General features: G+C 64.0%; 22 protein-coding genes. 16 read left to right on the top strand and 6 right to left on the bottom strand.

The features are described from left to right. Window positions 1–66 precede the first annotated feature (66 nt). The 3 genes from CS1GBM3_RS17375 to CS1GBM3_RS17365 all read right to left on the bottom strand — a co-directional run bounded on the left by CS1GBM3_RS17375 (window position 67) and on the right by CS1GBM3_RS17365 (window position 3,176). A complete protein-coding gene (locus tag CS1GBM3_RS17375) occupies window positions 67–933 on the bottom strand; it encodes a MurR/RpiR family transcriptional regulator (protein WP_072396815.1) in 867 nt (288 codons plus the stop codon). A gap of 170 nt (window positions 934–1,103) precedes the next feature. Further along, window positions 1,104–2,831: an ABC transporter ATP-binding protein gene (locus tag CS1GBM3_RS17370; protein WP_072397632.1), complete on the bottom strand. Its 1,728-nt coding sequence runs from the start codon at window positions 2,829–2,831 to the stop codon at window positions 1,104–1,106. 39 nt (window positions 2,832–2,870) lie between these two features. Then, window positions 2,871–3,176, bottom strand: coding sequence for a DUF2218 domain-containing protein (locus CS1GBM3_RS17365; protein WP_072396813.1), 306 nt, complete (start codon window positions 3,174–3,176; stop codon window positions 2,871–2,873). A gap of 275 nt (window positions 3,177–3,451) precedes the next feature. Between CS1GBM3_RS17365 and CS1GBM3_RS17360 the strand changes: the two genes are divergently transcribed. From CS1GBM3_RS17360 to aguB, 7 genes are all read left to right on the top strand, one after another. Then, the gene (locus CS1GBM3_RS17360; RefSeq protein ID WP_072397630.1) at window positions 3,452–4,375 is read left to right on the top strand and encodes a siderophore ABC transporter substrate-binding protein; all 924 of its coding nucleotides are present in this window, start codon (window positions 3,452–3,454) and stop codon (window positions 4,373–4,375) included. Between the two features lie 24 nt (window positions 4,376–4,399). Further along, complete coding sequence (locus CS1GBM3_RS17355) at window positions 4,400–5,362, top strand: ABC transporter permease (RefSeq protein ID WP_072396812.1); 963 nt, start codon at window positions 4,400–4,402, stop codon at window positions 5,360–5,362. Further along, entirely contained in the window at window positions 5,346–6,320 is a 975-nt protein-coding gene (locus tag CS1GBM3_RS17350) for an iron chelate uptake ABC transporter family permease subunit (RefSeq protein ID WP_139247959.1), read from the top strand. The genes CS1GBM3_RS17355 and CS1GBM3_RS17350 overlap by 17 nt, the downstream gene beginning before the upstream one ends. Continuing rightward, window positions 6,317–7,075 carry an iron ABC transporter ATP-binding protein gene (locus tag CS1GBM3_RS17345; RefSeq protein WP_072396811.1) on the top strand — a complete coding sequence of 253 codons (759 nt, stop codon included), beginning with the start codon at window positions 6,317–6,319 and terminating at the stop codon, window positions 7,073–7,075. Before CS1GBM3_RS17350 ends, CS1GBM3_RS17345 begins: the two co-directional genes overlap by 4 nt. Window positions 7,076–7,271: 196 nt before the next feature. Then, window positions 7,272–7,682: a hypothetical protein gene (locus tag CS1GBM3_RS17340; protein WP_072396810.1), complete on the top strand. Its 411-nt coding sequence runs from the start codon at window positions 7,272–7,274 to the stop codon at window positions 7,680–7,682. A gap of 206 nt (window positions 7,683–7,888) precedes the next feature. Next, on the top strand, window positions 7,889–8,920 hold the full coding sequence (locus CS1GBM3_RS17335; RefSeq protein ID WP_072396809.1) for an agmatine deiminase family protein: 1,032 nt from the start codon (window positions 7,889–7,891) through the stop codon (window positions 8,918–8,920). Continuing rightward, on the top strand, window positions 8,917–9,792 hold the full coding sequence (gene aguB, locus CS1GBM3_RS17330; protein ID WP_072396808.1) for an N-carbamoylputrescine amidase: 876 nt from the start codon (window positions 8,917–8,919) through the stop codon (window positions 9,790–9,792). The genes CS1GBM3_RS17335 and aguB overlap by 4 nt, the downstream gene beginning before the upstream one ends. A 142-nt stretch (window positions 9,793–9,934) precedes the next feature. Here the strand turns inward: aguB and CS1GBM3_RS17325 are convergent, their stop codons facing one another. Next, complete coding sequence (locus CS1GBM3_RS17325) at window positions 9,935–10,648, bottom strand: hypothetical protein (RefSeq protein ID WP_139247958.1); 714 nt, start codon at window positions 10,646–10,648, stop codon at window positions 9,935–9,937. 552 nt (window positions 10,649–11,200) lie between these two features. Here CS1GBM3_RS17325 and CS1GBM3_RS17320 point away from each other — a divergent pair. The 3 genes from CS1GBM3_RS17320 (at window position 11,201) to CS1GBM3_RS17310 (ending at window position 14,368) form a co-directional block, all read left to right on the top strand. Continuing rightward, complete coding sequence (locus CS1GBM3_RS17320) at window positions 11,201–11,704, top strand: hypothetical protein (protein ID WP_072396806.1); 504 nt, start codon at window positions 11,201–11,203, stop codon at window positions 11,702–11,704. A gap of 160 nt (window positions 11,705–11,864) precedes the next feature. Beyond that, window positions 11,865–13,028: a glutamate 5-kinase gene (proB, locus tag CS1GBM3_RS17315; RefSeq protein WP_072396805.1), complete on the top strand. Its 1,164-nt coding sequence runs from the start codon at window positions 11,865–11,867 to the stop codon at window positions 13,026–13,028. Between the two features lie 56 nt (window positions 13,029–13,084). Beyond that, on the top strand, window positions 13,085–14,368 hold the full coding sequence (locus CS1GBM3_RS17310) for a glutamate-5-semialdehyde dehydrogenase (protein ID WP_072396803.1): 1,284 nt from the start codon (window positions 13,085–13,087) through the stop codon (window positions 14,366–14,368). 10 nt (window positions 14,369–14,378) lie between these two features. Here the strand turns inward: CS1GBM3_RS17310 and CS1GBM3_RS17305 are convergent, their stop codons facing one another. Next, the gene (locus CS1GBM3_RS17305; RefSeq protein ID WP_244534715.1) at window positions 14,379–15,338 is read right to left on the bottom strand and encodes an Lnb N-terminal periplasmic domain-containing protein; all 960 of its coding nucleotides are present in this window, start codon (window positions 15,336–15,338) and stop codon (window positions 14,379–14,381) included. 289 nt (window positions 15,339–15,627) lie between these two features. After that, window positions 15,628–16,041, bottom strand: coding sequence for a response regulator (locus CS1GBM3_RS17300; RefSeq protein ID WP_072396801.1), 414 nt, complete (start codon window positions 16,039–16,041; stop codon window positions 15,628–15,630). 188 nt (window positions 16,042–16,229) lie between these two features. Between CS1GBM3_RS17300 and CS1GBM3_RS17295 the strand changes: the two genes are divergently transcribed. The 6 genes from CS1GBM3_RS17295 (at window position 16,230) to CS1GBM3_RS17270 (ending at window position 21,233) form a co-directional block, all read left to right on the top strand. Continuing rightward, complete coding sequence (locus tag CS1GBM3_RS17295) at window positions 16,230–16,697, top strand: GtrA family protein (RefSeq protein ID WP_083567719.1); 468 nt, start codon at window positions 16,230–16,232, stop codon at window positions 16,695–16,697. Between the two features lie 33 nt (window positions 16,698–16,730). Next, the gene (locus CS1GBM3_RS17290) at window positions 16,731–17,390 is read left to right on the top strand and encodes a nicotinate-nucleotide adenylyltransferase (protein WP_072396800.1); all 660 of its coding nucleotides are present in this window, start codon (window positions 16,731–16,733) and stop codon (window positions 17,388–17,390) included. Between the two features lie 224 nt (window positions 17,391–17,614). Beyond that, window positions 17,615–18,025: a ribosome silencing factor gene (gene rsfS, locus CS1GBM3_RS17285; protein ID WP_072396799.1), complete on the top strand. Its 411-nt coding sequence runs from the start codon at window positions 17,615–17,617 to the stop codon at window positions 18,023–18,025. Window positions 18,026–18,151: 126 nt separating this feature from the next. Further along, window positions 18,152–18,634 (top strand): 23S rRNA (pseudouridine(1915)-N(3))-methyltransferase RlmH, encoded by a 483-nt coding sequence (rlmH, locus tag CS1GBM3_RS17280; RefSeq protein ID WP_072396798.1) that lies wholly within the window; start codon window positions 18,152–18,154, stop codon window positions 18,632–18,634. A gap of 147 nt (window positions 18,635–18,781) precedes the next feature. Next, the gene (locus CS1GBM3_RS17275; RefSeq protein ID WP_083567717.1) at window positions 18,782–20,248 is read left to right on the top strand and encodes a TMEM143 family protein; all 1,467 of its coding nucleotides are present in this window, start codon (window positions 18,782–18,784) and stop codon (window positions 20,246–20,248) included. 88 nt (window positions 20,249–20,336) lie between these two features. After that, a complete protein-coding gene (locus tag CS1GBM3_RS17270) occupies window positions 20,337–21,233 on the top strand; it encodes a 50S ribosomal protein L11 methyltransferase (RefSeq protein ID WP_072396797.1) in 897 nt (298 codons plus the stop codon). Window positions 21,234–21,236: the final 3 nt, after the last annotated feature.

Here is a 21,236-nt window from a genome sequence, read left to right as displayed (position 1 = left end):
GTAGTAAATATTTTGATCGGACCGGCCGGAGAAAAGCAGCCGGTGATGCAAAATTGACACGTCCCGTCACTTGTGGACGGATCTGCGAAGCTCGCTCAGTCTTTCGAGTGTCGAGATCGCTCTCGGCGGATCCTCTGCCGTCACGGCGAAAGTGATCGCTTCGAGGCACACGAAGGTTGCACCGTGCATGGAGATGTGCCCGGCATAACCACGCAAAACCGGGACGATCACGTTTGCCTGACGAGCCATGACCGTTTCCGTCGAGTCCGTGATCAAGACGATCGGCACTCTCAAACGCCGCGCCTCGGCAATGGTCGACATGGCCTCCTTGTACGGCTTCCCGTAGGCCAGCATAAGAAGCACATCGACGCCACGCATCTCGAGCAACTGCTCGGGAAGCGGAGCCATGCACCCGTCGAAAAGCGCCGTCGGGCGCCCCGTGCGGTTCAGCGACAGGGCGAAATAACGGGCGAGAAACGCGGTCGACGCGATCCCGAATATGCCAATTCTCTTTGCCGACGAGAGTCGCTCGACAGCCGCCAGAATGCTCGCCCGCGTCTCGTCCGACGATAAGGCTGCGAACGTTTCCTGATGATCGGCGAAGACCTGATCGACGGCAGTGGCCGAGTGTTCCTTGATCGAGGCAACGGTCCGCGTAATCGTGTCGACCGGCGTCTGTCCCGATCCAGACGCCGTCGCTAATACCTGCTTCAGCTCCTTCAAGCCATCGAAGCCAACGGCCTGCACGGCACGGATCACGGTTGCGTCGGAGGTCCCGATGGCCGCGGCAAGCTCCATGGCCGACTTGGTCATGGCCTCATGTCTATTGGCGTCGATAAACTCGAGGACGCGCAGGAGTGACGGCGACAATCCCCGCGCGCGTGTACGTAATCGGTCGCCCAGCTTGTCGTTTGCCTTGGTTACGGCAGACATCCCTACACTCCGACAACGACACTACTACATTGTTGACTATTCCTGTAGTGAATTGTACGCGGATTGATCAAGGAAAAATCGCTCCTCCCCCGCGCGGCTTTTTGATCTGGCGCCTGCAGCGGTCGTTGTGTGACCCGACTCTCCCTATTTCGCTCTCCGAAGATTGGCATTTACGTCTTCGCCACTGTTGGAAACTGCGCGCGATGCAGACGGGCATAGATACTATCCCGCTCGAGCAGAGCACGATGGCTGCCCTGCTCGACGATGCCCGCGTCATCGACGACCACAATCCGGTCCGCGTGTTGAATGGTGGCGAGCCGGTGGGCGATGACCAGCGTGGTGCGGCCTTTCGCTAGCGCCGTCAGCGACTGCTGAATCGCAAGCTCGGTTGCCGTATCGAGCGCCGACGTCGCCTCATCGAGGATCAGGATCGGAGGGTTCTTCAGGAAGATGCGCGCGATCGCGACGCGCTGCTTTTGCCCGCCTGAGAGCTTGATCCCGCGCTCGCCGACAATCGTATCGAGGCCATCCGGAAGCACGGAAACGAGATCATCGAGCTTGGCGCGCCGCACGGCCTCCATGATCTCCGCTTCCGATGCGTGCAGGTTTCCATAGGCGATGTTCTCGCGGATCGTGCCGCCAAACAAAAACACGTCCTGCTGGACGATGCCGATCTGAGCCCTCAGGGAGGCCTGCGTGATGTCGCGAATATCGATGCCGTCGATCGTGATGCTGCCTTCGTCGATCTCGTAAAAGCGCGGCAGCAACGAGCAGATCGTCGTCTTTCCCGCCCCGGACGGCCCGACCAGGGCAACGGTCTCTCCGGCGGCGATTGCCAGGTTCAGCCCGATCAGAATCTTGCGGTCGCCGGAATAGCTGAAGCCCACGTCCTTGAAGAGGATGTCGCCTTTGAGCCGGGGAACCGTGATTGCATTCGGCCTGTCTGCAATGTCCGGAGCGGTGTCCAAGAGGCGCGTATAACGCCTGAACCCCGCTATGCCCTTCGGATAGCTCTCCAGCACCGACGTGATCTTGTCGATCGGACGCATGAACACGTCGATGAGAAGAATGAAGCTGATCAGGCCGCCGTAGGTCAGCTCGCCGGCGATGACGAACCACGCTCCCGCCAGCATGACGATCAGCTGCACAAGGCGCGTGCTGAGATAGCTCAGCGTGATGCTGGCCGTCATGTAGGCGTAGGCGTTCAGCTTGGTTTTCCGGTAGTTCTCGTTGTCGCGTGCGAAGAGGCTGCGCTCATGGTCCTCGTTGGTGAAGGCCTTGACCACGGGGATCCCGCCGACGCTTTCCTCGATGCGGGTGTTGAAATTTCCGACCTGCCTGAACAGGCGTTCCCAGTTCTGCGTCATGCGCGAGCCGTAGCGCGCGATGAGCCAGGTCATAAACGGAACGATGACGGCGCTGATCAGCGCCAGCTTCCCGTGCACGACGAACATCAGCGCGAACGCCCCGATGAAGGTCATCACCGCGATGAAGACATCCTCGGGCCCGTGGTGGGCGACCTCGCCAACCTCCTCGAGGTCCTTGGTGACGTGGGTGATCAGGTGCCCGGTCTGCGTGTTGTCGAAGAAGCGGAACGACAGCTTCTGCAGGTGCTCGAACGCCTTGGCCCGCATATCGGTCTCTATGCCGACGCCGAGCGCATGGCCCCAGTAGTTGACGATCGCCATAAGCAGGGCGTTCGAAATGTAGATGCCGAGCAGGGCCGCGGCGCAGGCCAGGATCAGGCCCCAGTCCTGCCCCGGCAGCAGCTCATCGACGAAATATTTCACCGCCAGCGGGAAGCCCAACTGAAGCAAACCCGACAGGACCGCACAGCCGAAGTCGAGAACGAAAAGCCTCTTGTACGGGCGGTAGTACGAGAAGAAGCGACGCAGCAGGGATCCGGATTCCGCCATGAACTCGTCTCGGGGGACCTTTCAAATACTTGGCGCCGCTGGCCTGCCATCGGTCCAGGTTACGGCGATCTCCTCGCCTCTCGCGAAGCGCACGAGATGAATCTCGACGACGTCCTTGACGCGGTGAAGTGCCGGCTCGCTGTCAGCCTCGCATCTCAGGCTCAACTGATCGCCGACCGCGTGCATAATACATAAGCCCGGCTGGAAGTCGACACGGCCCGTGCTGGCATCATAATCCGTGGGCACCTTATGGGCGAAATGCTTGCAAAGCTGCACGAGGTAGCGGCTCGCTTTCTCGGATTTCACCTGGGCTTCGGCGACGTGCATTCTGCCTCCCGTATTTCCTTGCGCGTCATCTTTTGTCCTTGGACGTACCTGCCACGGAAGCCCCCTGTCGTCTGTCGAGAATTGGCAAACGTGCACTACTACATCGGCGCTCCGTAGATCCGCCACAACCTTGACTGCGTCATTCAAGTTTATAAGTTGCCGACGCAGGACCGTGCCAGTCGCTTTTCGGCGCATGCGTCGCCAGCATGGATCCGTGCCGCAACCGGCCGAGAGGAGCCTCGCGCGTGATTGACCAGAACAAAGCCGTTGGGAGCATGGCGTCTCGTCGGGCGATCGCCGCCGCGCTCGCGTTCCTGCTCCCGTCGATCGCAGTGGCCGTGCCGTCGCGCGCCGAGCCGCTTACCGTCTCTCACGCGCAAGGTGAAACGGTATTTCCGGCGAGACCCAAGACCGTGCTGACACTCGATCTTGCCAGCCTTGAGACCCTCGATGCGATCGGTGTCGAGGTCACGGGCGTCGTCGGCTCTCACATTCCGGCGCACCTGTCGAAGTATCAGGACAGCAAGTATCTCAAGATCGGCACGCTATTCGAGCCGGACTACGAGACGATCAATGCCGCTAGTCCCGACCTCATTATCGTCGCTGGTCGGTCCTCGCCGAAATACAAGGAGCTGTCGCGGATCGCTCCCACCATCGATCTTACGACCGACGACAGCGCATTCTTCGCGAGCGCGTTTCGCAATGCCAGAACGCTCGGACGGATCTTCGGCAAGGAGAGCGAGATCGAGGCGCGTATCGCGCGGACCGAAGCAGCCGTTCGAACGGTGCGCGAAAAATCACGGGCAGCTGGCCGCGGTCTCATTCTCCTCGCGACGGGCGGCCGCTTGAGCGCCTACGGACCCCGGTCCCGCTTCGGAGCGCTGCATACCGATTTTGGAATCGCGCCGGCCGTCGACAATCTCGACCGCGCCATCCATGGGCAGGGCGTATCGTTCGAGCTCATTCTGAAGGCCAATCCGGAGTGGCTTTTCGTCATAGATCGCGACACGGCCATCGGACAGGCGGGGCAACCTGCGGCCCGTCTCCTCGACAACCCCCTCGTTGCGCGCACGAACGCTTGGCAAAAAGGGCATGTCGCGTATCTCGATCCCGTCCGCTGGTATCTGGTGGGAGGCGGGCTCGTATCACTTGAAGCCAATGCCGATCAGATCGCACGCGCTCTTGACCTCTCGCACTAGACATCGTCCAACCGCGAGCCCCACATGCCTTTCTTTGCGCTCGGCGTTGCGACCGTTCTTGGACTGGCCGTCTGGAGCATGTTTGTTGGCGTGAGCGACGTCTCGCTCTCGTCGCTTTGGCAATCCGGCTGGAACGACGAACAGATCCAGATCCTCCTCGAGAGCCGCGTACCGCGCACGCTTGCGCTGATCCTGGCCGGCTCCGCCATGGCTGTCTCCGGCACCATCCTGCAAATGCTGGTTCGCAACCGCTTCGCCGAGCCCTCGACGGTCGGGACGGCCGAAGCGGCCAAGTTTGGGTTTCTGATCACGCTCATTCTCATTCCCGACGCCGCCATCTCCGTGCGCCTCGCCGCAGCGACGGCGTTTGCCCTGCTCGTCACCGCCCTGTTCCTGCGCATCTTGAGACAACTCTCGCTGCAGTCTGCCTTGGTCGTGCCGCTGGTCGGCATCCTGCTCGGCGGTGTCATCAACGCGGCGGCGACGTTTCTCGCGTATCGTTTCGACCTGATGCAGTCCCTCGCCGCGTGGAGCAGCGGGGATTTCTCCATGATCCTGCGCGGACGCTACGAGCTGCTCTGGCTTGCCTTCGCGCTCACCGCGATCGCCTACGCCTTCGCCGATCGTTTCACGGTCGCCGGGCTCGGCGAGGATTTCACGACCAATCTCGGCCTCAACTATCGCGGCGTCGTTACGCTTGGCCTCGTCATCGTCTCCATTGTGACGGCCGTCGTCATTGTCACGGTCGGCATGATCCCGTTCCTCGGGCTTGTCGTGCCGAACCTCGTCAGCCTGATGCTTGGCGACAATGTTCGTCGTGCTCTGCCATGGGTGGCGCTGCTCGGCGCCGGTCTCGTGCTCAGTTGCGACATCGCGGGGCGCATTTTGAACGCGCCCTATGAGGTGCCGGTCGGGACCACGCTCGGAATCATCGCGAGTGCTCTTTTCCTCTATCTTCTCCTGCGCAAACATGCTCGCCTTGCCTGACACAATCCGACAGCGTCCGGTCGCCCTTCTCCTTGCGCTGTTCGTGCTGGGTCTGCTCGCATGTCTTGCCTTCATGACCGTTGGCGCCAAGGGTTCTTGGAGCTTCGTGCTGCCGTTTCGCGGGATGAAGCTCGCCACCATGGTTCTCGTGGCCTATGCGATCGCCGTTTCGACCATCCTATTCCAGACCGTGACGGCGAACCGCATCCTGACGCCGGCCATCATGGGTCTCGATACACTCTATGTTTTGATCCAGACGAGCTTGGTGTTCCTGATCGGCAGCGGTGGCACCGTCGCGCTTTCTTCCTCGGCGCTGTTTCTGGCTCAGGTCGCGGTCATGATCGGTTTTTCCGGGATAATTTACGTCTGGCTGTTCTCGGGTCGAGCGCAAAGCCTGCACCTCGTCGTGCTCGTCGGTCTCGTGCTTGGCGTTCTGTTTCGCAGCCTTTCGATCCTCATGCAGCGGATCATGGCGCCGAACGAGTTCGTCATCCTGCAGGATCGCCTGTTCGCGAATTTCAATACCGTCGACACCGATGTCCTTGCCGTCGCCGCGCTTGCGGTTCTGGCCGTCTCACTCTACGGCTGGCGCAAGATCCGAGCCTTCGATGTGCTGCTCTTGGGACGCGATACGGCAATCGCGCTCGGCGTCGACTACAAGGCCGTCGTCTCGCAAATCCTGATCATCGTCGCGGTTCTCGTTTCGGTGTCCACGGCGCTCGTCGGTCCAACCACCTTCTTCGGTCTGCTCGTCGCAAGCCTCGCCTATCGCCTCAGCGGCTCCGAGAGGCATGCGCTACTGCTTCCCATGGCCGTGCTGATCGCGATCCTTCTGCTTGTCGGCGGACAGCTCATTCTCGAGCGGGTTTTCGCTTTCGATAGCGCCCTCAGCATCATCATCGAGTTCGCCGGCGGCATTGCCTTCATTCTTCTGATCCTGCGGAGTGCATCGCGATGATCGTCGCGCACAACCTCACAAAAGCCTATGCGGATGCGCTCGTCGTTCGCGACGTGTCGCTCAGGATTCCGCGCGGTGGCGTCACATCCATCATCGGCCCGAACGGAGCCGGAAAATCGACGCTGCTGGGTCTCTTGAGCCGCCTGCTTCCCGCAACCGCGGGCTCGGTCTTCGTCGACGAGCTCGATGTGGCGAACGCGCCGAGCGACCTCCTGGCCCAGCGCCTCTCGATCCTGCGTCAGGACAACCACATCACCGCACGGCTGACCGTCCGCGACCTCGTGACCTTCGGCCGCTTCCCACATTCGAAGGGGCGCCTCACGGACAATGACTGGCGACGGATCGGTGACGCGATCTCGTACCTTGGCCTTGATGATCTGGCCGACCGGTTTCTCGACGAGATGTCCGGCGGGCAACGGCAACGCGCGTTCGTCGCCATGGTGCTCTGCCAGGATACCGACTACGTGCTGATGGACGAGCCGCTGAACAACCTCGACATGCGCCATGCCGCGGGCATGATGAAACTCATTCGCAGGATCAGCGATGACCTGGGCAAGACGTTCGTGCTCGTGCTCCACGACATCAACTTCGCCTCGATCTATTCCGATCACATCGTAGCCATGCGTGACGGCGCTGTGATCAAGCAGGGTTCGCCGTCCGAGATTCTGCAGAGCCACGTGCTACACGAGATCTTCGACATCGACATTCCCGTTCACGAGATCGACGGACAGCGCATCGGCTTGTTCTACGCCTAGGCGCGCCCACGAGCGTCGGCGCTGAGCGATGTCCCAACGGCCTCCTCACGGCATTGTGCGGGGCCGTGAGGCCCATGATTGCGGGCAGAAACGACCCGCCGCGACATCGCGCGACGGGAACCTCGGTCCTTACTTGGGAATTGTTCCTGCGACCCGCCAAGAAAAATGGCGGCAAGAAAGATAAGGAGGAAAGCTTATGTTACTCTCCAAAAAGGTTCTTTTGAGCGGCCTCGCAGCTGCCGTGCTGGCGGCGCCCGCGTTCGCGGAAGACCGCTCAACCGAGAAGCAGAAAGAACAGTACCTCTATCAGCAGGGCCAGGAGCAGGGTCTCGGCAAGCCGGCAGGTGAGGGCGCCATCGGTGCCACAAAGCCAAGCTCGGGCCCGGGTGTCCAGGGCGCGCCTGACACGCGCACCGGTCCTGCGACGCGCGCCCCCGGCGACGCTGCCGAAACCGGCTCCGATGCCGGCGCTACGACGGGCGCTTCGCCTGGCGAATCCGGCATGGACGACGGCACGCAGCCGAGCCAGGACTCGACCGGCGTTCAGGGTTACCCCGACACCCGTACCGGTCCGTCAACCCAGGAGCCGAAGGACTCGGCTCAGTAACCGAGCTCCGACCCAACTCGGCAGCAGACAAGCCGAGACAGCACGCCACCTGGGCGCCGGCACGCTGCCGGTGCCCTTTTTTATGTGCCTGATCCGCCCGCCGTTCATCGGCGTATTGCATTCCCTTGCTCCAAAGGGCATCACCCCGTTGCCCAGCGGGCTTATCGGCGCTTCCGCCGCGAGACAGGGAAAGGACACTCCGCCTCATGATCAGCACGGCCACAGTGGTGCCCGCGGAATGGGCGCCGCAGACCGCGATCTGGACCGCCTGGCCAGCCGATGCCAGCGAATGGAACGGCGACCTCGCGACGCCGCGCCAAGACGTGGTGGCGCTCGTCAAAGCGCTCGCTGACGAGGGCAATCGCGTGCGCGTGCTTGCCAATGGACGTGAAGCCGAGGAGACGGCGCGGGCAGCGCTCGACCGGGCCGCCGAGATCGTTCCGGCAAAGTACGGCGACATCTGGCTGCGCGACACCGGTCCGATTTTCGCCTTCCGCGACGGCCAGCGCGTGGCGCTTCGGTTCCGCACCAACAGCTGGGGCGGCAAGTACGACCTTCCGGACGACGCAACCGTCGGCGACCGGGTGGCGGAGCTTTCCGGAACGGAGATCGAGCGCTTCGACTTCGTGCTCGAGGGCGGCGCCGTGGACCATGACGGCGAGGGCACCGTGCTCGCCACCAAGCAGACCCTGCTCAACCCGAACCGAAACGGCTGGACGCAGGCGCAGGCGGAGGCGGAGCTTCGGCGCGCGTTCGGCACCAAAAAGGTGATCTGGGTGGACGAAGGCCTTCTCGCCGACCACACGGATGGCCATATCGACAACATCGCCCGCTTCGTGGCGCCGGGTCGCGTCGTGTGCCAAGCGGCGGGCGGCGACGACGATCCGAATGCCGCTATTCTCGATGCCATCGCGGCGCGGCTTGCCGAGGCAACGGATGCGGAAGGGCGCAAGCTGGACGTGGTGTGCATCCCCGGCGTCGGGCTCTACCGCAACGCGCTCGGCGAGATCTCGCCGGCCTCGCACATGAACTTCATCATCGCGAATGGCGTGGTGGTGGTGCCGGTGTACGGAACACCGGGCGAGGCGGCGGCGCTGGCGGCTCTCGGCGAGGTGTTTCCGGGGCGCAAGGTAGTCGGCGTGCCGTCGCGCGGTCTGCTCGGTTGCGGCGAAGCGGGCGGCGGCTCGTTTCATTGTATCACGCAGCAAGAGCCGGTCGCACAGGGAAGCGGGACATGAAGGAGCGTGGAGTGAAGCATCGCAGCATCACCGTCGCCGCCATCCAGACGGCGTATGGGCCGGACATGGATGCCAACATCGAGAAGACCGAAGCGTTCGTGCGCGAAGCCGCCGAGCGCGGCGCCGATGTCGCGCTGCCGTCCGAGCTGTTCCAGGGACTTTACTTCTGCTCGCGGCAGGATCCGAAGTGGTTCGAGACGGCATTCTCCGTCGACGAGCACCCGTGCGTGCGCAAGCTTGCGAAACTCGCCAAGAAGCTCGAGGTCGTGATCCCGATCTCGTTCTTCGAGAAGGACGGGCCGCGCTATTACAACAGCGTCGCGATCGCGGATACGGACGGCGACATCCTCGGCGTCTATCGCAAGAGCCACATTCCCGACGGCCCCGGCTATCAGGAGAAGTACTACTTCCGCCCGGGCGACACTGGCTTCAAGACCTGGAAGACGAAGCGCGGGCACATCGGCGTCGGCATCTGCTGGGACCAGTGGTATCCGGAGACGGCGCGGGCCATGGCAGTCGCGGGCGCGGAGGTGCTGTTCTATCCGACGGCCATCGGCTCAGAGCCTTACGACGCGAGCCTCGACACGCACCTGCAGTGGCAGCGCGCGATGCAGGGGCATGCGGTGTCGAACGCTGTGCCGATCGTCGCGGCGAACCGCATCGGTCTCGAGGACAACGACGGCGTCCAGCAGCAGTTCTATGGACACTCGTTCATCGCCGACCATCGCGGTGAGCTGGTCGAGAGCTTCGGGCGCGACGACGAGGGCGTGCTCGTGCACACGTTCGACCTGTCGCTGATCGAGAGCTATCGGGCGGATTGGGGCTTCTTCCGCGACCGTCGCACGGACCTCTACGCGAAAAGCATCATCTGATTTCGGAGCACGGACGGGCGCGGGCTCGTGGCTTTCGGTCTTTGAGCGAACTGGCTGATGGCCTCACAGCCAGCCCGCCCTCCTCTCTACCTTCCTCTCACCGTCCGTGCGCGGGGGCGGCGCGAGGCAACGCGTTTCCTCTTTAGGCTTGGGCCGTCGATGCCGGTGCCGGCTCTGCGGCGCCGTTCACGGCCGCGATCGCCTCAGGGGCGAGTTCGACCGGCGTTTCTTCTTCAGTTTCTGTCGCGACCTCGTCGTCGTGGGAGTCCGCTGCTTCTGCGGCAACTTCTGCTGCTGGTTCGGTCGCGGCCGCTTCAGGCTCCGCTGCCGCTTCGGCTTCGACAGGCGCTTCGGTTGCCTCGGCGACGGCTTCCTCGACAGCTGCCTCTGCCTCGGCAGGTGCCTCGGCGACCTCAACCGCTTCTGCCGCCTCTTCGGCGGCCGCTGCTTCCGCCGCTTCAGCCTCCGGTTCGGCCTCGGCTGACGCTTCTGCTGCAGGTGCTTCGTCCGCAGCGTCTGCGACCGCTTCCTCCTCGGCAGCAGCAACGGCTACCGTCTCACCCTCTGCCTCGGTTGCCGCTTCGACCTCCACTGGCGTCGCTTCCTCGACGACGTCTGCCTCCGCCGCAGCTTCCGGCTCAGCGGCCGCAACGTCTACTACTACGTCGGCTTCGGACGCTTCTGGTTCCGCAGCAGCCTCCTCCGCAACATGCTCGGCGGCGGCTTCGCCCGGCGCTTCCTCGGCTTCGGCTGGTGACGCTTCGGCAAGCGCAATTTCGGTGTCGGCGACGGCATCGAGATCTTCCGCATCGGCAACGGCCGGCGCGAAAGGCGGTCCTTCTATGAACTCACTCATTTGTCTTGCGAGGACGAGGACCGACTCGGCTTTAGGGCCGAGCTCCATCGCCATCCGCAAGCAGGCAAATCTCTGCTCTTGGAGGTTCATGAGAACTCCATTTTCGGGGTTTGGGATGTCAGTGGCGTTGCTGGCGCGATGCAAACAACGCACACATCATACTGCTTCGTTTATCTTGCGGCTACCCGAGAACGACTGAAAAGCACCAATATTTCCAAGTATTATCATTGATTTAATGCAGCACGCATTTCAGGCGCGACGCGCACAGGTTACGCGGTTTGCATAAACTCGTATGTGAACTTCCGACTCCTTTTCGCCGCCTTTCGGGCATGGGGCGCGACGCAGCATAACGGCCGCCTTTTCCCGTCAGGATGGCCAGCTGTTTGCGGCCGCCGTGACAAGCTTTTCCCGTTCTCATTGCCAATTATTCCCGGATCTCACGCCAGCTCACAAAAGTGTCAGACGCGACTAGCTTTTGCAGCCTTCTCCGTACCCATCCGCTCGTGCAGAAGAGGCGTTCGTTCGATGCCACGCTCTGCCGGAGATGCTGACATGACCAGCCGGATTCTCGTTCTCGTCGCTGCCCTTGCCGTTGGAGCCTCGCCGCTCGCGGCCAAGTCGCTCGCCTACGAGGACAACAAGATCAACTTCAAGAACTGCCAGGGAGAGGATGTGACCGCGCGCTGGAAGAGCGGCGGCATCACGCTGAGCCAGGCCGGCAAATCACCCGGCGAGCCGGGGCCCTCCGTCGAGTTCCAGACCTGGGATGGCTCCTGCGCGGCCTTCGGCTGGGACGACAAGGCCGGGCAGTTCCAGGTCAAGCAGGGCGATCAGGCCGCGAGCAGCATCGCCGTTCGCTTCGTCGCCTGGGACGGCTCGCTGTGGGCCGCGGCTCGGACCGGCAGCGGGTTCTACATGGCCAAGATCGCCGAAAAGGGCGATCCCGACCCCAAGCGCCACTTCAAGGCGGCAGCCGAGCGTGTGCTGAAGAGCAATGTGATGGGCGTACCGGCGGCGGATATCCTGGCTGAGGAATTGGCCAAAACCGGCGGCTGACGACCCGTCCCGAGGGGCGCGGCTCTATTCACGGCCCTTGCCTTGCCGCCAACGGCGCGGGAGGGGTTGGTAAACCGCGCCAATCGGTATCTCGCCTCGCTGCGTACGCCTGTGGTAGGAAGCGCCTCACTTTCCCTTGGCCCCGACCACAAGCGCTCCGATGCCCCAGACTGCCACAGCCGCCGAAGCCAGCCGCGTCCGTCCCGAATGGGGCGAGGCCCGCCGCATCGTGGTCAAGATCGGCTCGGCGCTGCTGACCGACCGCGAGACCGGCACGCTGAAGCGGGACTGGCTCGCCTCCCTCGTCGCAGACGTGGCCGAACTCGTGCGCGAGGGCCGCGAGGTGGTGCTGGTCTCCTCGGGCTCGATCGCGCTCGGGCGGCACACGCTCGGGCTGCCCACGGGTCCGCTCGAGCTCGAACAGTCGCAAGCGGCCGCCGCCGTCGGGCAGATCAGTCTGGCGCACGCCTACCAGGAGCTTGCGGCGCAGTCCGGGCTTACCGTGGCGCAGATCCTGCTGACGCTCGGCGACACCGAGCAGCGCCGCCGCTATCTCAATGCGCGCCATACCATCGAGACCCTGCTCGAGCTCAAGGCCATTCCGGTCGTCAACGAGAACGACACCGTGGCGACGGCCGAGATCAAGTACGGCGACAACGACCGGCTTTCGGCGCGTGTCGCTGGCATGGTGTCGGCCGACTGCCTCGTATTGCTTTCCGACGTCGACGGGCTCTACACCGCGCCGCCGGGAACGGATCCGAATGTGACGCACATCCCGCTCGTCACTGAGATCACGTCCCAGATCGAGGCCATGGCGGGGGATGCCGGCACCGAGCTGTCGAAGGGCGGTATGAAGACCAAGATCGAAGCCGGGCGTATCGCGCTCGGCGCCGGAACCAACATGGTCATCACGACGGGCAAGGTCATGCATCCGCTGCGTGCCATCTCGGAAGGCTCGCGGGTGACCTGGTTCCTCGCCAAGCAGGATCCGGTCACGGCGCGCAAGCGTTGGATCTCCGGGCAGCTCACGCCACGCGGCACCGTTTTTGTCGACGCGGGCGCGGAAAAGGCGCTGGCGCAAGGCAAGAGCCTGCTCGTTGCGGGCGTGACCCGCGTCGAGGGCACCTTCGAGCGCGGCGACGCAGTGATCATCCGCTCCGCCGATGGGCGCGAGCTGGGGCGAGGCCTTTCGGCGTACGCGAAGGGCGATGCGGTCAACATTCTCGGCCGCAAGTCGTCCGAGATCGCCGAAATCCTGGGCTTCGAGGGCGGGCCGGAGCTCATTCACCGCAACGACATGGCGCTGCCGCGGAAATCGATGTAGTCCAAGGGCGGCGCGTGCGCCGTATAAGCGCGAAACCACCACTCCGAGCGCGAGCGATGCAGAAAGCGACCGACGCGACCCAAACAGCTGCCCTGATGCGCGGAACCGGCGTTGCCGCGCGTGAGGCGTCGCACGTGCTGGCGCTTGCGTCGCGCGAGGCTAAGGACAAGGCGCTGATGGCCGCCGCCGAAGCCATCCGCCGCGAGACGCCGGCCATTCTCGCGGCCAATGCCAAGGATGTGGAGGCGGCAAAGGCCGCCGGCCGTATCGCCTCCTACATCGACCGGCTCGTGCTCAACGAGACGCGCGTGGCGGCGATCGCACAAGGGCTCGAGGAGGTCGCAGCGCTCGCCGACCCGGTCGGCACGGTTCTCGCTGACTGGATGCGGCCCAACGGGCTCAACATCCAGCGCGTGCGCGTACCCATCGGCGTGATCGGAATCATCTACGAAAGCCGGCCCAACGTGACGGCGGACGCCGGCGCGCTGAGCCTCAAATCCGGCAACGCGGCGATCCTGCGCGGTGGGTCCGACAGCCATCATTCAAGCCTCGCCATTCACGCCTCTCTCGTCGAGGGTTTGCGCGCGGCCGGGCTCCCCGCGACGGCCATCCAGTACGTCGAAACGACGGACCGCGACGCCGTCGGCCACATGCTGGCCGGTCTGGATGGCGCCATCGACGTGATCGTGCCGCGCGGCGGCAAAGGCCTCGTGCAGCGCGTGCAGGACGAAGCGCGCGTGCCGGTGTTCGCGCACCTCGAAGGCATCTGCCACACCTACGTCGACGCCGCGGCCGATCTCGACATGGCGCAGAGCATCGTCGTCAACGCCAAGATGCGGCGCACGGGCGTGTGCGGTGCGACCGAGTGCCTGCTGGTCGACCGGAGCGCACCCGCGACCTATCTGCCGACGCTGGTCGCAGCCCTGCTCGACGCGGGCGCGGAAGTGCGCGGCGATGCGGCGGCGCAAGCTGCCGATGCGCGCGTCAAGGCGGCGACGGCCAACGACTACGGGCACGAGTTCCTCGATGCGATCATCGCCGTCAAAGCCGTGGACGGCGTGGGCGAAGCCATCGCGCACATCGCGCGCTACGGATCGCAGCATACGGACGCCATCATCACCGCAGACGAGGCGGTGGCGCAGCGCTTCCTCAGCGAGGTCGATAGCGCCATCGTGCTGTGGAACGCCTCGACGCAGTTCGCGGATGGCGGCGAGTTCGGCTTCGGCGCCGAGATCGGCATCGCGACGGGCAAGCTGCACGCGCGCGGGCCGGTCGGCGTCGAGCAGCTGACAAGCTTCAAGTACGTCGTGCGGGGCAACGGCCAGACGCGGCCGGTTTAGCGGCGAAGCCTCAAGGCTCTGCCTTTGAGCTCCGTGTCGTCGGCAAAGATGCGCGAATCCGTACTGGGAAATCTGGCGCGTCTCCGGCTTCTTGCGCAGCCTGATTGATCAACGATTGTCGACGCAGCTCCTCAAACGGCAACGTCGTGTCGACGCGACCCGAGTGGTAGAGATAACTGTCGATCAAGCCATTGAGGAGATGCCGGATGTCGAAACGGCCCTTTCGGCCGGCGGCATTCGCATAGCGAATAATGTTGATTGTGCAGCTATTGCTCAGCAGGTGATAGAATTCCGGCCGATCAGCAAGCTCGTTGATGCGTTCTACATAGACATCGAAAAGACGTCGCGCGTCGGCGGCGGTGGTATTCAGTCGGTAGAGATAGACCGCTTCGCTGCGATGATTGGTTCGCACGCCGACCACGTCGCGCTCTTCACCCACGACGTAGATCAGCTCGAACTGCTTGAACAGCGATGCGACCGGGGCAAAGCTCTCGCCTACCTCAGGGCGTGTTTCGATGGACACGGCCAGGGGCGGGGCATTGTCGAAAACAAAGCTCAGGAACGTGTGGCCCACGGGTCCCTCTGCCCAGTAAGAGACGTAGAAGTCGATTGCGGCCAAGTGCGACCGCTCGACCTCCCGCTCCTCGTAGCGCACCGTGAAATCATCGCGGCTGCGGTAGTCGAAGTTGCGCACGCCCGTGAAGCGCACGCGGTCTCCCTCGATAAGGGCGCGCGGCATCACCGCGACTTCCGGCCGCCATTCGCGGTCATGCGAGGGAGGAATCAATATCCACCACGTCACAACGGCGATAAATGTACCGCCGAAAGCGAAGCGCGCGCGCCGGTTGGGAGAAATCCAAAGCGCCCAGATCGCAAACGCTGCAAACGCCGCAGCGGACGCGAGGCGCAGGGCAGACCACGGCAGATTCGAATAGTAGATGGCGAGCGTGGCCCACGTGACGACAAGCACCAGGAGCAAGGTGCGGACGCTCGCTGCCAGCCAACTGAAAAGCGCTCTAAAAATTCGACGTTTGGGAGCTGACTGCATTTTTCACGCGTCGGGCTATCGGGGCCGAGACTTTTTAGGTGCTGGTTTGTGGCCGTCAGAGTCCAATGCAGCGGGCTCGCGCTCAAGCGAATAACCACTGCTGGGTAAAGACGGCAGCACTTATCGGTTCAACGTTTGTGTTCCTCGGGGCGGACGCGGGCGCCGGCGTGCAACCCGACGACTAGGAGAGAGCCGTGGCTGCAGAAGGCGTCTAGGCGACGGCGAGATTGACGAAGTCGCCCTTGGCGGCGAGCACGCCGTCCAGCGTCTTCTCGAAAACGTCCAGCTTGAATGGTTTCAAGAGATAGCCCGAAGCGCCCGCAGACTGCGCCGCCAGGATATTCTCGCGCTTGGCCTCGGCCGTCACCAGGATGAACGGCGTGGCCTTGGTGGTCTCATCGGCACGCACGGCCTTCAGAAGATCGAAACCGCTCATGCCGTCCATATTCCAGTCGGAGAGGATCAGGTCGTAGCGCTTGCGGCCAAGGCGCTCGAGCGCCTGGAGGCCATTTGAGGCCTCGTCCACGCGCGTGTAGCCGAGCTCAAGCAGCAGCCGGCGCAGGATCTTGAGCATGACCTGCCGGTCCTCGACGATCAGCAGCTCGAGATCTTTGCGTTTGTCCATGCGGCCCCCCGCGCGGCCGGGCGCTACAGCCCGTCGCCGCATGTTGTCGATCCATTCATTGCCGACAGCGATTACCAAATCGTATGTGGTGTTGCATCGCGCCAGGTTGCATCACCTTTCGGGCGCCAATGCCGCAGCAGCGAACGGGGCTTTCGGGCTAGAACGCTCGTCTGATATCAAGGTGGCGCGTGACGAGACATCCCGACAGCCCTGACCTATCGATTGCGCCCGAGGCTCAGCCGCAGCCGCGCCAGCCGCACACGCGCGCCGAGCGGATCCTGCGGCTCGTGCGCTATACGGGCGTCAACCTGGTCAGCCTGGTCATCGATTACGGCGTGTTCCTCGGGCTCCTGAACTTCACCGGTTTGCCGGTGCTGGCCAGCGTCGCCGGCTATGCGGTGGCCTTCTCCGTCAACTACAAGCTCTCGCGCTGGCTGGTGTTCGTGGGCGACGGCGCGCACAAGAGCGATAGGCGCCTGTTTACCGAGTTCATGGCGACGGGACTGCTCGGCATTGCGCTCACGGCTATGGTGACGGCGGCGGGTATCCACCTCCTCGGGATCGCGCCGACTATCGCTAAGGGCGCAGCCATGCTCATCTGCTTCGTCACGCTCTATTTCATCCGCAGCCGGTTCGTGTTCACGCGGCTGGATTAGAGCTCTTCGCCCCCTTTCGCTTCGATCGGTTTGATGTCCGCCCGCCTTCTCTCCAAAGCCTTCGGTTCGCTGTCCGTGCGCACACCCCACGCCGCGCCGGGCCAGCGCATCGGGCTGCTCGGCGGCTCGTTCAACCCGCCGCATCGCGCGCACGTGGCGATCTCGGAAGCAGTGCTGACGCGGCTCGGGCTCGACGCCGTGTGGTGGATCGTGACGCCGGGAAACCCGCTCAAAAGCCACGACGAGCTGGCCCCCCTGGAGGAACGGCTCGCGGCCTGCCAGAAGCTTGTGACCAACCCCAAAATCCGCATCACGGCGCTTGAAGCGGACCTCGACAGCACGGCAACCGTGGTCACGCTGTCGTTCCTCAAGCAGCGGTTCCCGGGTGTGCACTTCGTCTGGGTCATGGGCGGTGACAATCTCGCCGGATTTCACCGCTGGGCGGCCTGGCAGCGCATCGCCCGCCTGATGCCGTTCGTGGTCGCGGACCGACCGCAGTGGCGGCTCCGGGCGTTGGCCGCGCCCGCCGCGCGGGCGCTCGCCCGCTTTCGCGTCGCCGACAGCGCGGCCGGCACTCTGGCCCTCCGGACGCCGCCCGCCTGGTTGTATCTGACGCTGCCCCTCTCCCCCGAATCGTCGACCGAGATCCGGCAGGGCCGCCGGGCCGCCTCCCGCACCGCAAAAAAACCCTAAGACCGGCCCATGATATCGGGGGGTGCGACAATCCGGACTCCCCCCTATTGCTGGGGACCCTGGGGGCCGCTATCTTGGTGGTGTCGGCGGCGCGCTGAGGCGTCGCGGCGGTGGGGACCAACCGGCCAAAAGTGCGGGTCGCCGGACACTTCCTCGCCTGATGCCAGCGGCCAGACAAGCGAAGGCCCACTTGGTGCACGAACGGAAAGGATATTCAGCTCAAGATGCGAACCGCCATTGAGGGTGCCCGCAAGGGTGCGCCTCCCGCCGAGATCGTGCGCGAGCACGCAGGCTCGGAGCCGTTGCTCAAAAAGGTGGTGTACTGGCTCGATGAAGCCAAAGCTGAGCAGATCGTCACCATCGACCTTAAGGGGAAGTCGTCGATCGGCGATTTCATGGTGATCGCCACGGGGCGCTCGGACCGTCACGTGGGCGCAATCGCGGAGCAGATCCGCAAGCATCTCAAGGACAATGGCGCCGGAAACGTCCGGGTCGAGGGTCTCGACACCTGCGACTGGGTGCTGATCGACGCCGGCGACATCCTGGTGCATGTCTTCCGGGCCGAGGTTCGGGATTTCTACAATCTCGAGAAGATGTGGTCGGCTGCCCGCCCCGGCGAGCAGACGTCGCACTAGGCGTTGGATTTCGTGACGCGGCGGCCCAGACAACGCCGCCGCGATCGTGTTGGCCGCCGCGGCTCGTCCGCGTGTTAGATGGTTGCGTCCGTCGGGGCGCCCGTTGGGTTCGCGAAGCGGGGCGGGATGCGTTTAACCATTGCCGCCGTCGGGCGTCTCAAGGATGGTCCGGAGCGCGAGCTTTTTCTCAAGTACGCCAAGCGGATCGATGATGCCGGACGCGCCGTCGCGTTCGGGCCGTTGGTGCTGTCCGAGATCGTTGAAGCGCGCCAGGCCGCTGCCGGCCAGCGGAAGGCGGACGAAGCAGAACGCCTCCTCGTGGCCGCAGGCGCCGCGGACTTCATCATCGTGCTCGACGAATCCGGCAAAGTATTCTCCAGCACGGCATTCGCCAACTTCCTGGCCGCTCGCCGCGACGAGGGCCGGCGCACAACAGCCTTTCTGATTGGGGGCCCGGATGGGCACGGGGACGCTGTTCGCGCCAAGGCCCAACTCACGCTCTCTCTCGGGCCAATGACGCTTCCACACGGTCTCGCGCGCATCGTGCTTGCCGAGCAGCTCTATCGGGCGGCGACCATTCTGGCAGGTCATCCTTATCACCGTAGCTAGTCCTCCGCAGGGCCGCTTCGTCAAATTGCTGAACCACAGTCGATTTAGGGTTCAGCACGCCACGCCGGTTAACCTTCGGGCTCCGGCTCTGGACCCTCGCCGCTCCGCGTCGTAACACTTCAATAAACCACTGGGGGAGAACTGGGGATGGCACCTCAAGATGCTGTAGTACCCGCTGATCCCGCCCATCAAACCGTCCTTGCCGTGGGCACGAACGATATCGTGGCGCCGGATGCGGTCCGGCCGCGCGAGCGATTCATCCCGGTCACAACGCAATCGCTCATCGATCGTCTGACGACGGCACACACATGGCCGACCGGTCGCGCGCGCGCCGCCCGGCGTTTCTTCCGCTACCTCGAATACTGGCGGCGACAGCAGCACAGCGTCGGGCTCAGCAGTCTTATGCAGGCCTATGAAGGCTTCAGCCCGGACAGCGACCTTCTCATCACGCGAACCTTCACTCCGGAGGAGCGCGCGACGCTACAATCGCGCGTCGTGCGGGACGTCGAGGCTATTCTGAATCAGGCGAATTACGTCCGCATCGATCCGGCCGACGTCGAGGTGATCCTGACCGAGGACTCTCACTACGGGCTCGACTTCCACGTCGACTTCACGGCTTTCGAGGAGATCCTGATCTATTATCGCGGTGCCTCGAACAGGCGCGACCAGCGCCGCCGCCTGCGCAAATTCATGCGCAAGGAAGAGTTCGACGTTCCGATCTTCCAGCGGCTTTTCCTGCTCTTCAAGCTCAAGCCGTTTGAGAAGCGTGTCGTCGAGGTGATGCAGCAGAACCGCATCTCGCGGCGCGAGGCGGAAAAGCTCGTCCGCAATCTGCGCTCGATGATCCCGTCCGAGGTCAACGAGAACAACATCTATCTTAAGCTATTCAAGAACATCCCGCGCAGCGACATCGAGATGGTGTTTCCGAACACCAAGGTGAAGTTCCGCCTGCTCGACAAGCTGCGGCTCGGACTCACGGCGAGTGGCGGGCTCGGCATGGGTATTGTCGGCTCGGCCGGCAAGCTGGCGGCGGTGGCCTCCAACCCGCTGATGGCGGCGGGCGCTGCGCTCGGGCTTGGCGGCGTCGCGTTCCGGCAGGCGATGAACTTCCTCAATCAACGCCAGCGCTACATGGTGGTGATGGCGCAGAACCTGTATTTCCATGCCATGGCCGACAATCGCGGCGTGCTCGTCAAGCTCGCAGACCGCGCGGCAGAGGAGGACGTCAAGGAGGAGATGTTGCTCTACAGCGTGCTTGCCAAGGAAAAGGCCAAGCATTCGGACCTGCCGGCCATCGACGCAGCCATCGAGCAGTACCTGACGTCGAGCTTCGGTTTGCACGTCGATTTCGACCTCGAGGATGCGTTGAGCCGCCTGGTCGCCGACGGGATCGTCACCGAGGAGGCGGATGGCACGCTGACCACGCTCGGGCCGGAGGAGGCCGCGCTGCATCTCGACGCCAAGTGGGACGTGTTCCTGGACCATCTGCCGGATTGCACGCCCGACGAAGGCCGCGAGGTGGAGCGGACGGTTGCAACCGACCCGGAACCGGACGAAAAGCCAGCCAGCGAGCCCGTAACCGTTCCGGCATCGGCCATTCCGCAGCCCACCTGACGCGGGGCCTGTCCTCGGCTATTGTGCAGCCGATTTGCGAGGCGGCGCCTTATGGCAAGCCGCCTCCTTCCATTTCAGAACGGATCTTATGACCCCTCACAAACTCATCGCCGAGGTGGACGACCGCGGGCGTGCCATGCGAGTGGCGAACGCGCTGCAGGACCTCATCGAGCCGGCCCCGGACGCGCTGACCATCTTCGAGGATAAGCAGGACGGCGAGCCCGCCGCGACGCTGTGGCGGATCGAAGCCTATTTCTCGGATGCGCGTGAGGCAGAGGACCTCGAAGCGGAGCTTGGCACGTTGCTCGGAGAGGACGCCCCGCGCTTCCAGGCGGCCGACATCCCTGACCTCAACTGGGTCGCGCTTTCGCAGGCCGCGCTGCCGCCCGTCAGGGCGGCGCGGTTCACGGTGCACGGCGGGCATGACCGCGCCCGCGTCCCGCAGGGGCCGAACGCCATCTTGATCGAAGCGGGCGAAGCTTTCGGCACCGCGCATCACGCGACGACCTTCGGCTGCCTTATCGCACTGGGGAAGCTCGCCGCCACGCGGCACTTCCGGCGCATCCTCGATCTCGGGTGCGGATCGGGCATCCTTGCCATCGCGGCGGCGCGGACGTGGCCACGCGCGGTCGTGCACGGCGTCGACATCGACGCGCAGTCGGTCGTTGTGGCGCGTGAGAACGCGGCCGTGAACCGGGTAGGCTCGCGCATCCGATTCGTCTGCGGACCCGGCGTCTCCGCGCCGACCATTCGCGGTGCCGCGCCTTTCGACCTGATCGTCGCCAACATCCTGGCCGAGCCGCTCGTCACGCTGGCGCCGGATATCCGTGAAGTTGCGGAGCGCGGTGCGGTTGTCGTTCTCTCGGGCATTCTCGTGCGCGAGGCGGCACGCGTGCTCGCCGCCTATCACGCACAGGGCTTCGCGCTTCTCGACCACCGCCGCTACGATGGCTGGTCGGCGCTCACGCTCGTCAAGCGCACTTGATCT

The sequence above is a fragment of the Hyphomicrobium sp. CS1GBMeth3 genome (assembly GCF_900117455.1).
Taxonomy (GTDB): domain Bacteria; phylum Pseudomonadota; class Alphaproteobacteria; order Rhizobiales; family Hyphomicrobiaceae; genus Hyphomicrobium_C.
Note: the sequence above shows the minus strand (reverse complement) of the source record. Positions and strands in the feature narration are given on the sequence as shown.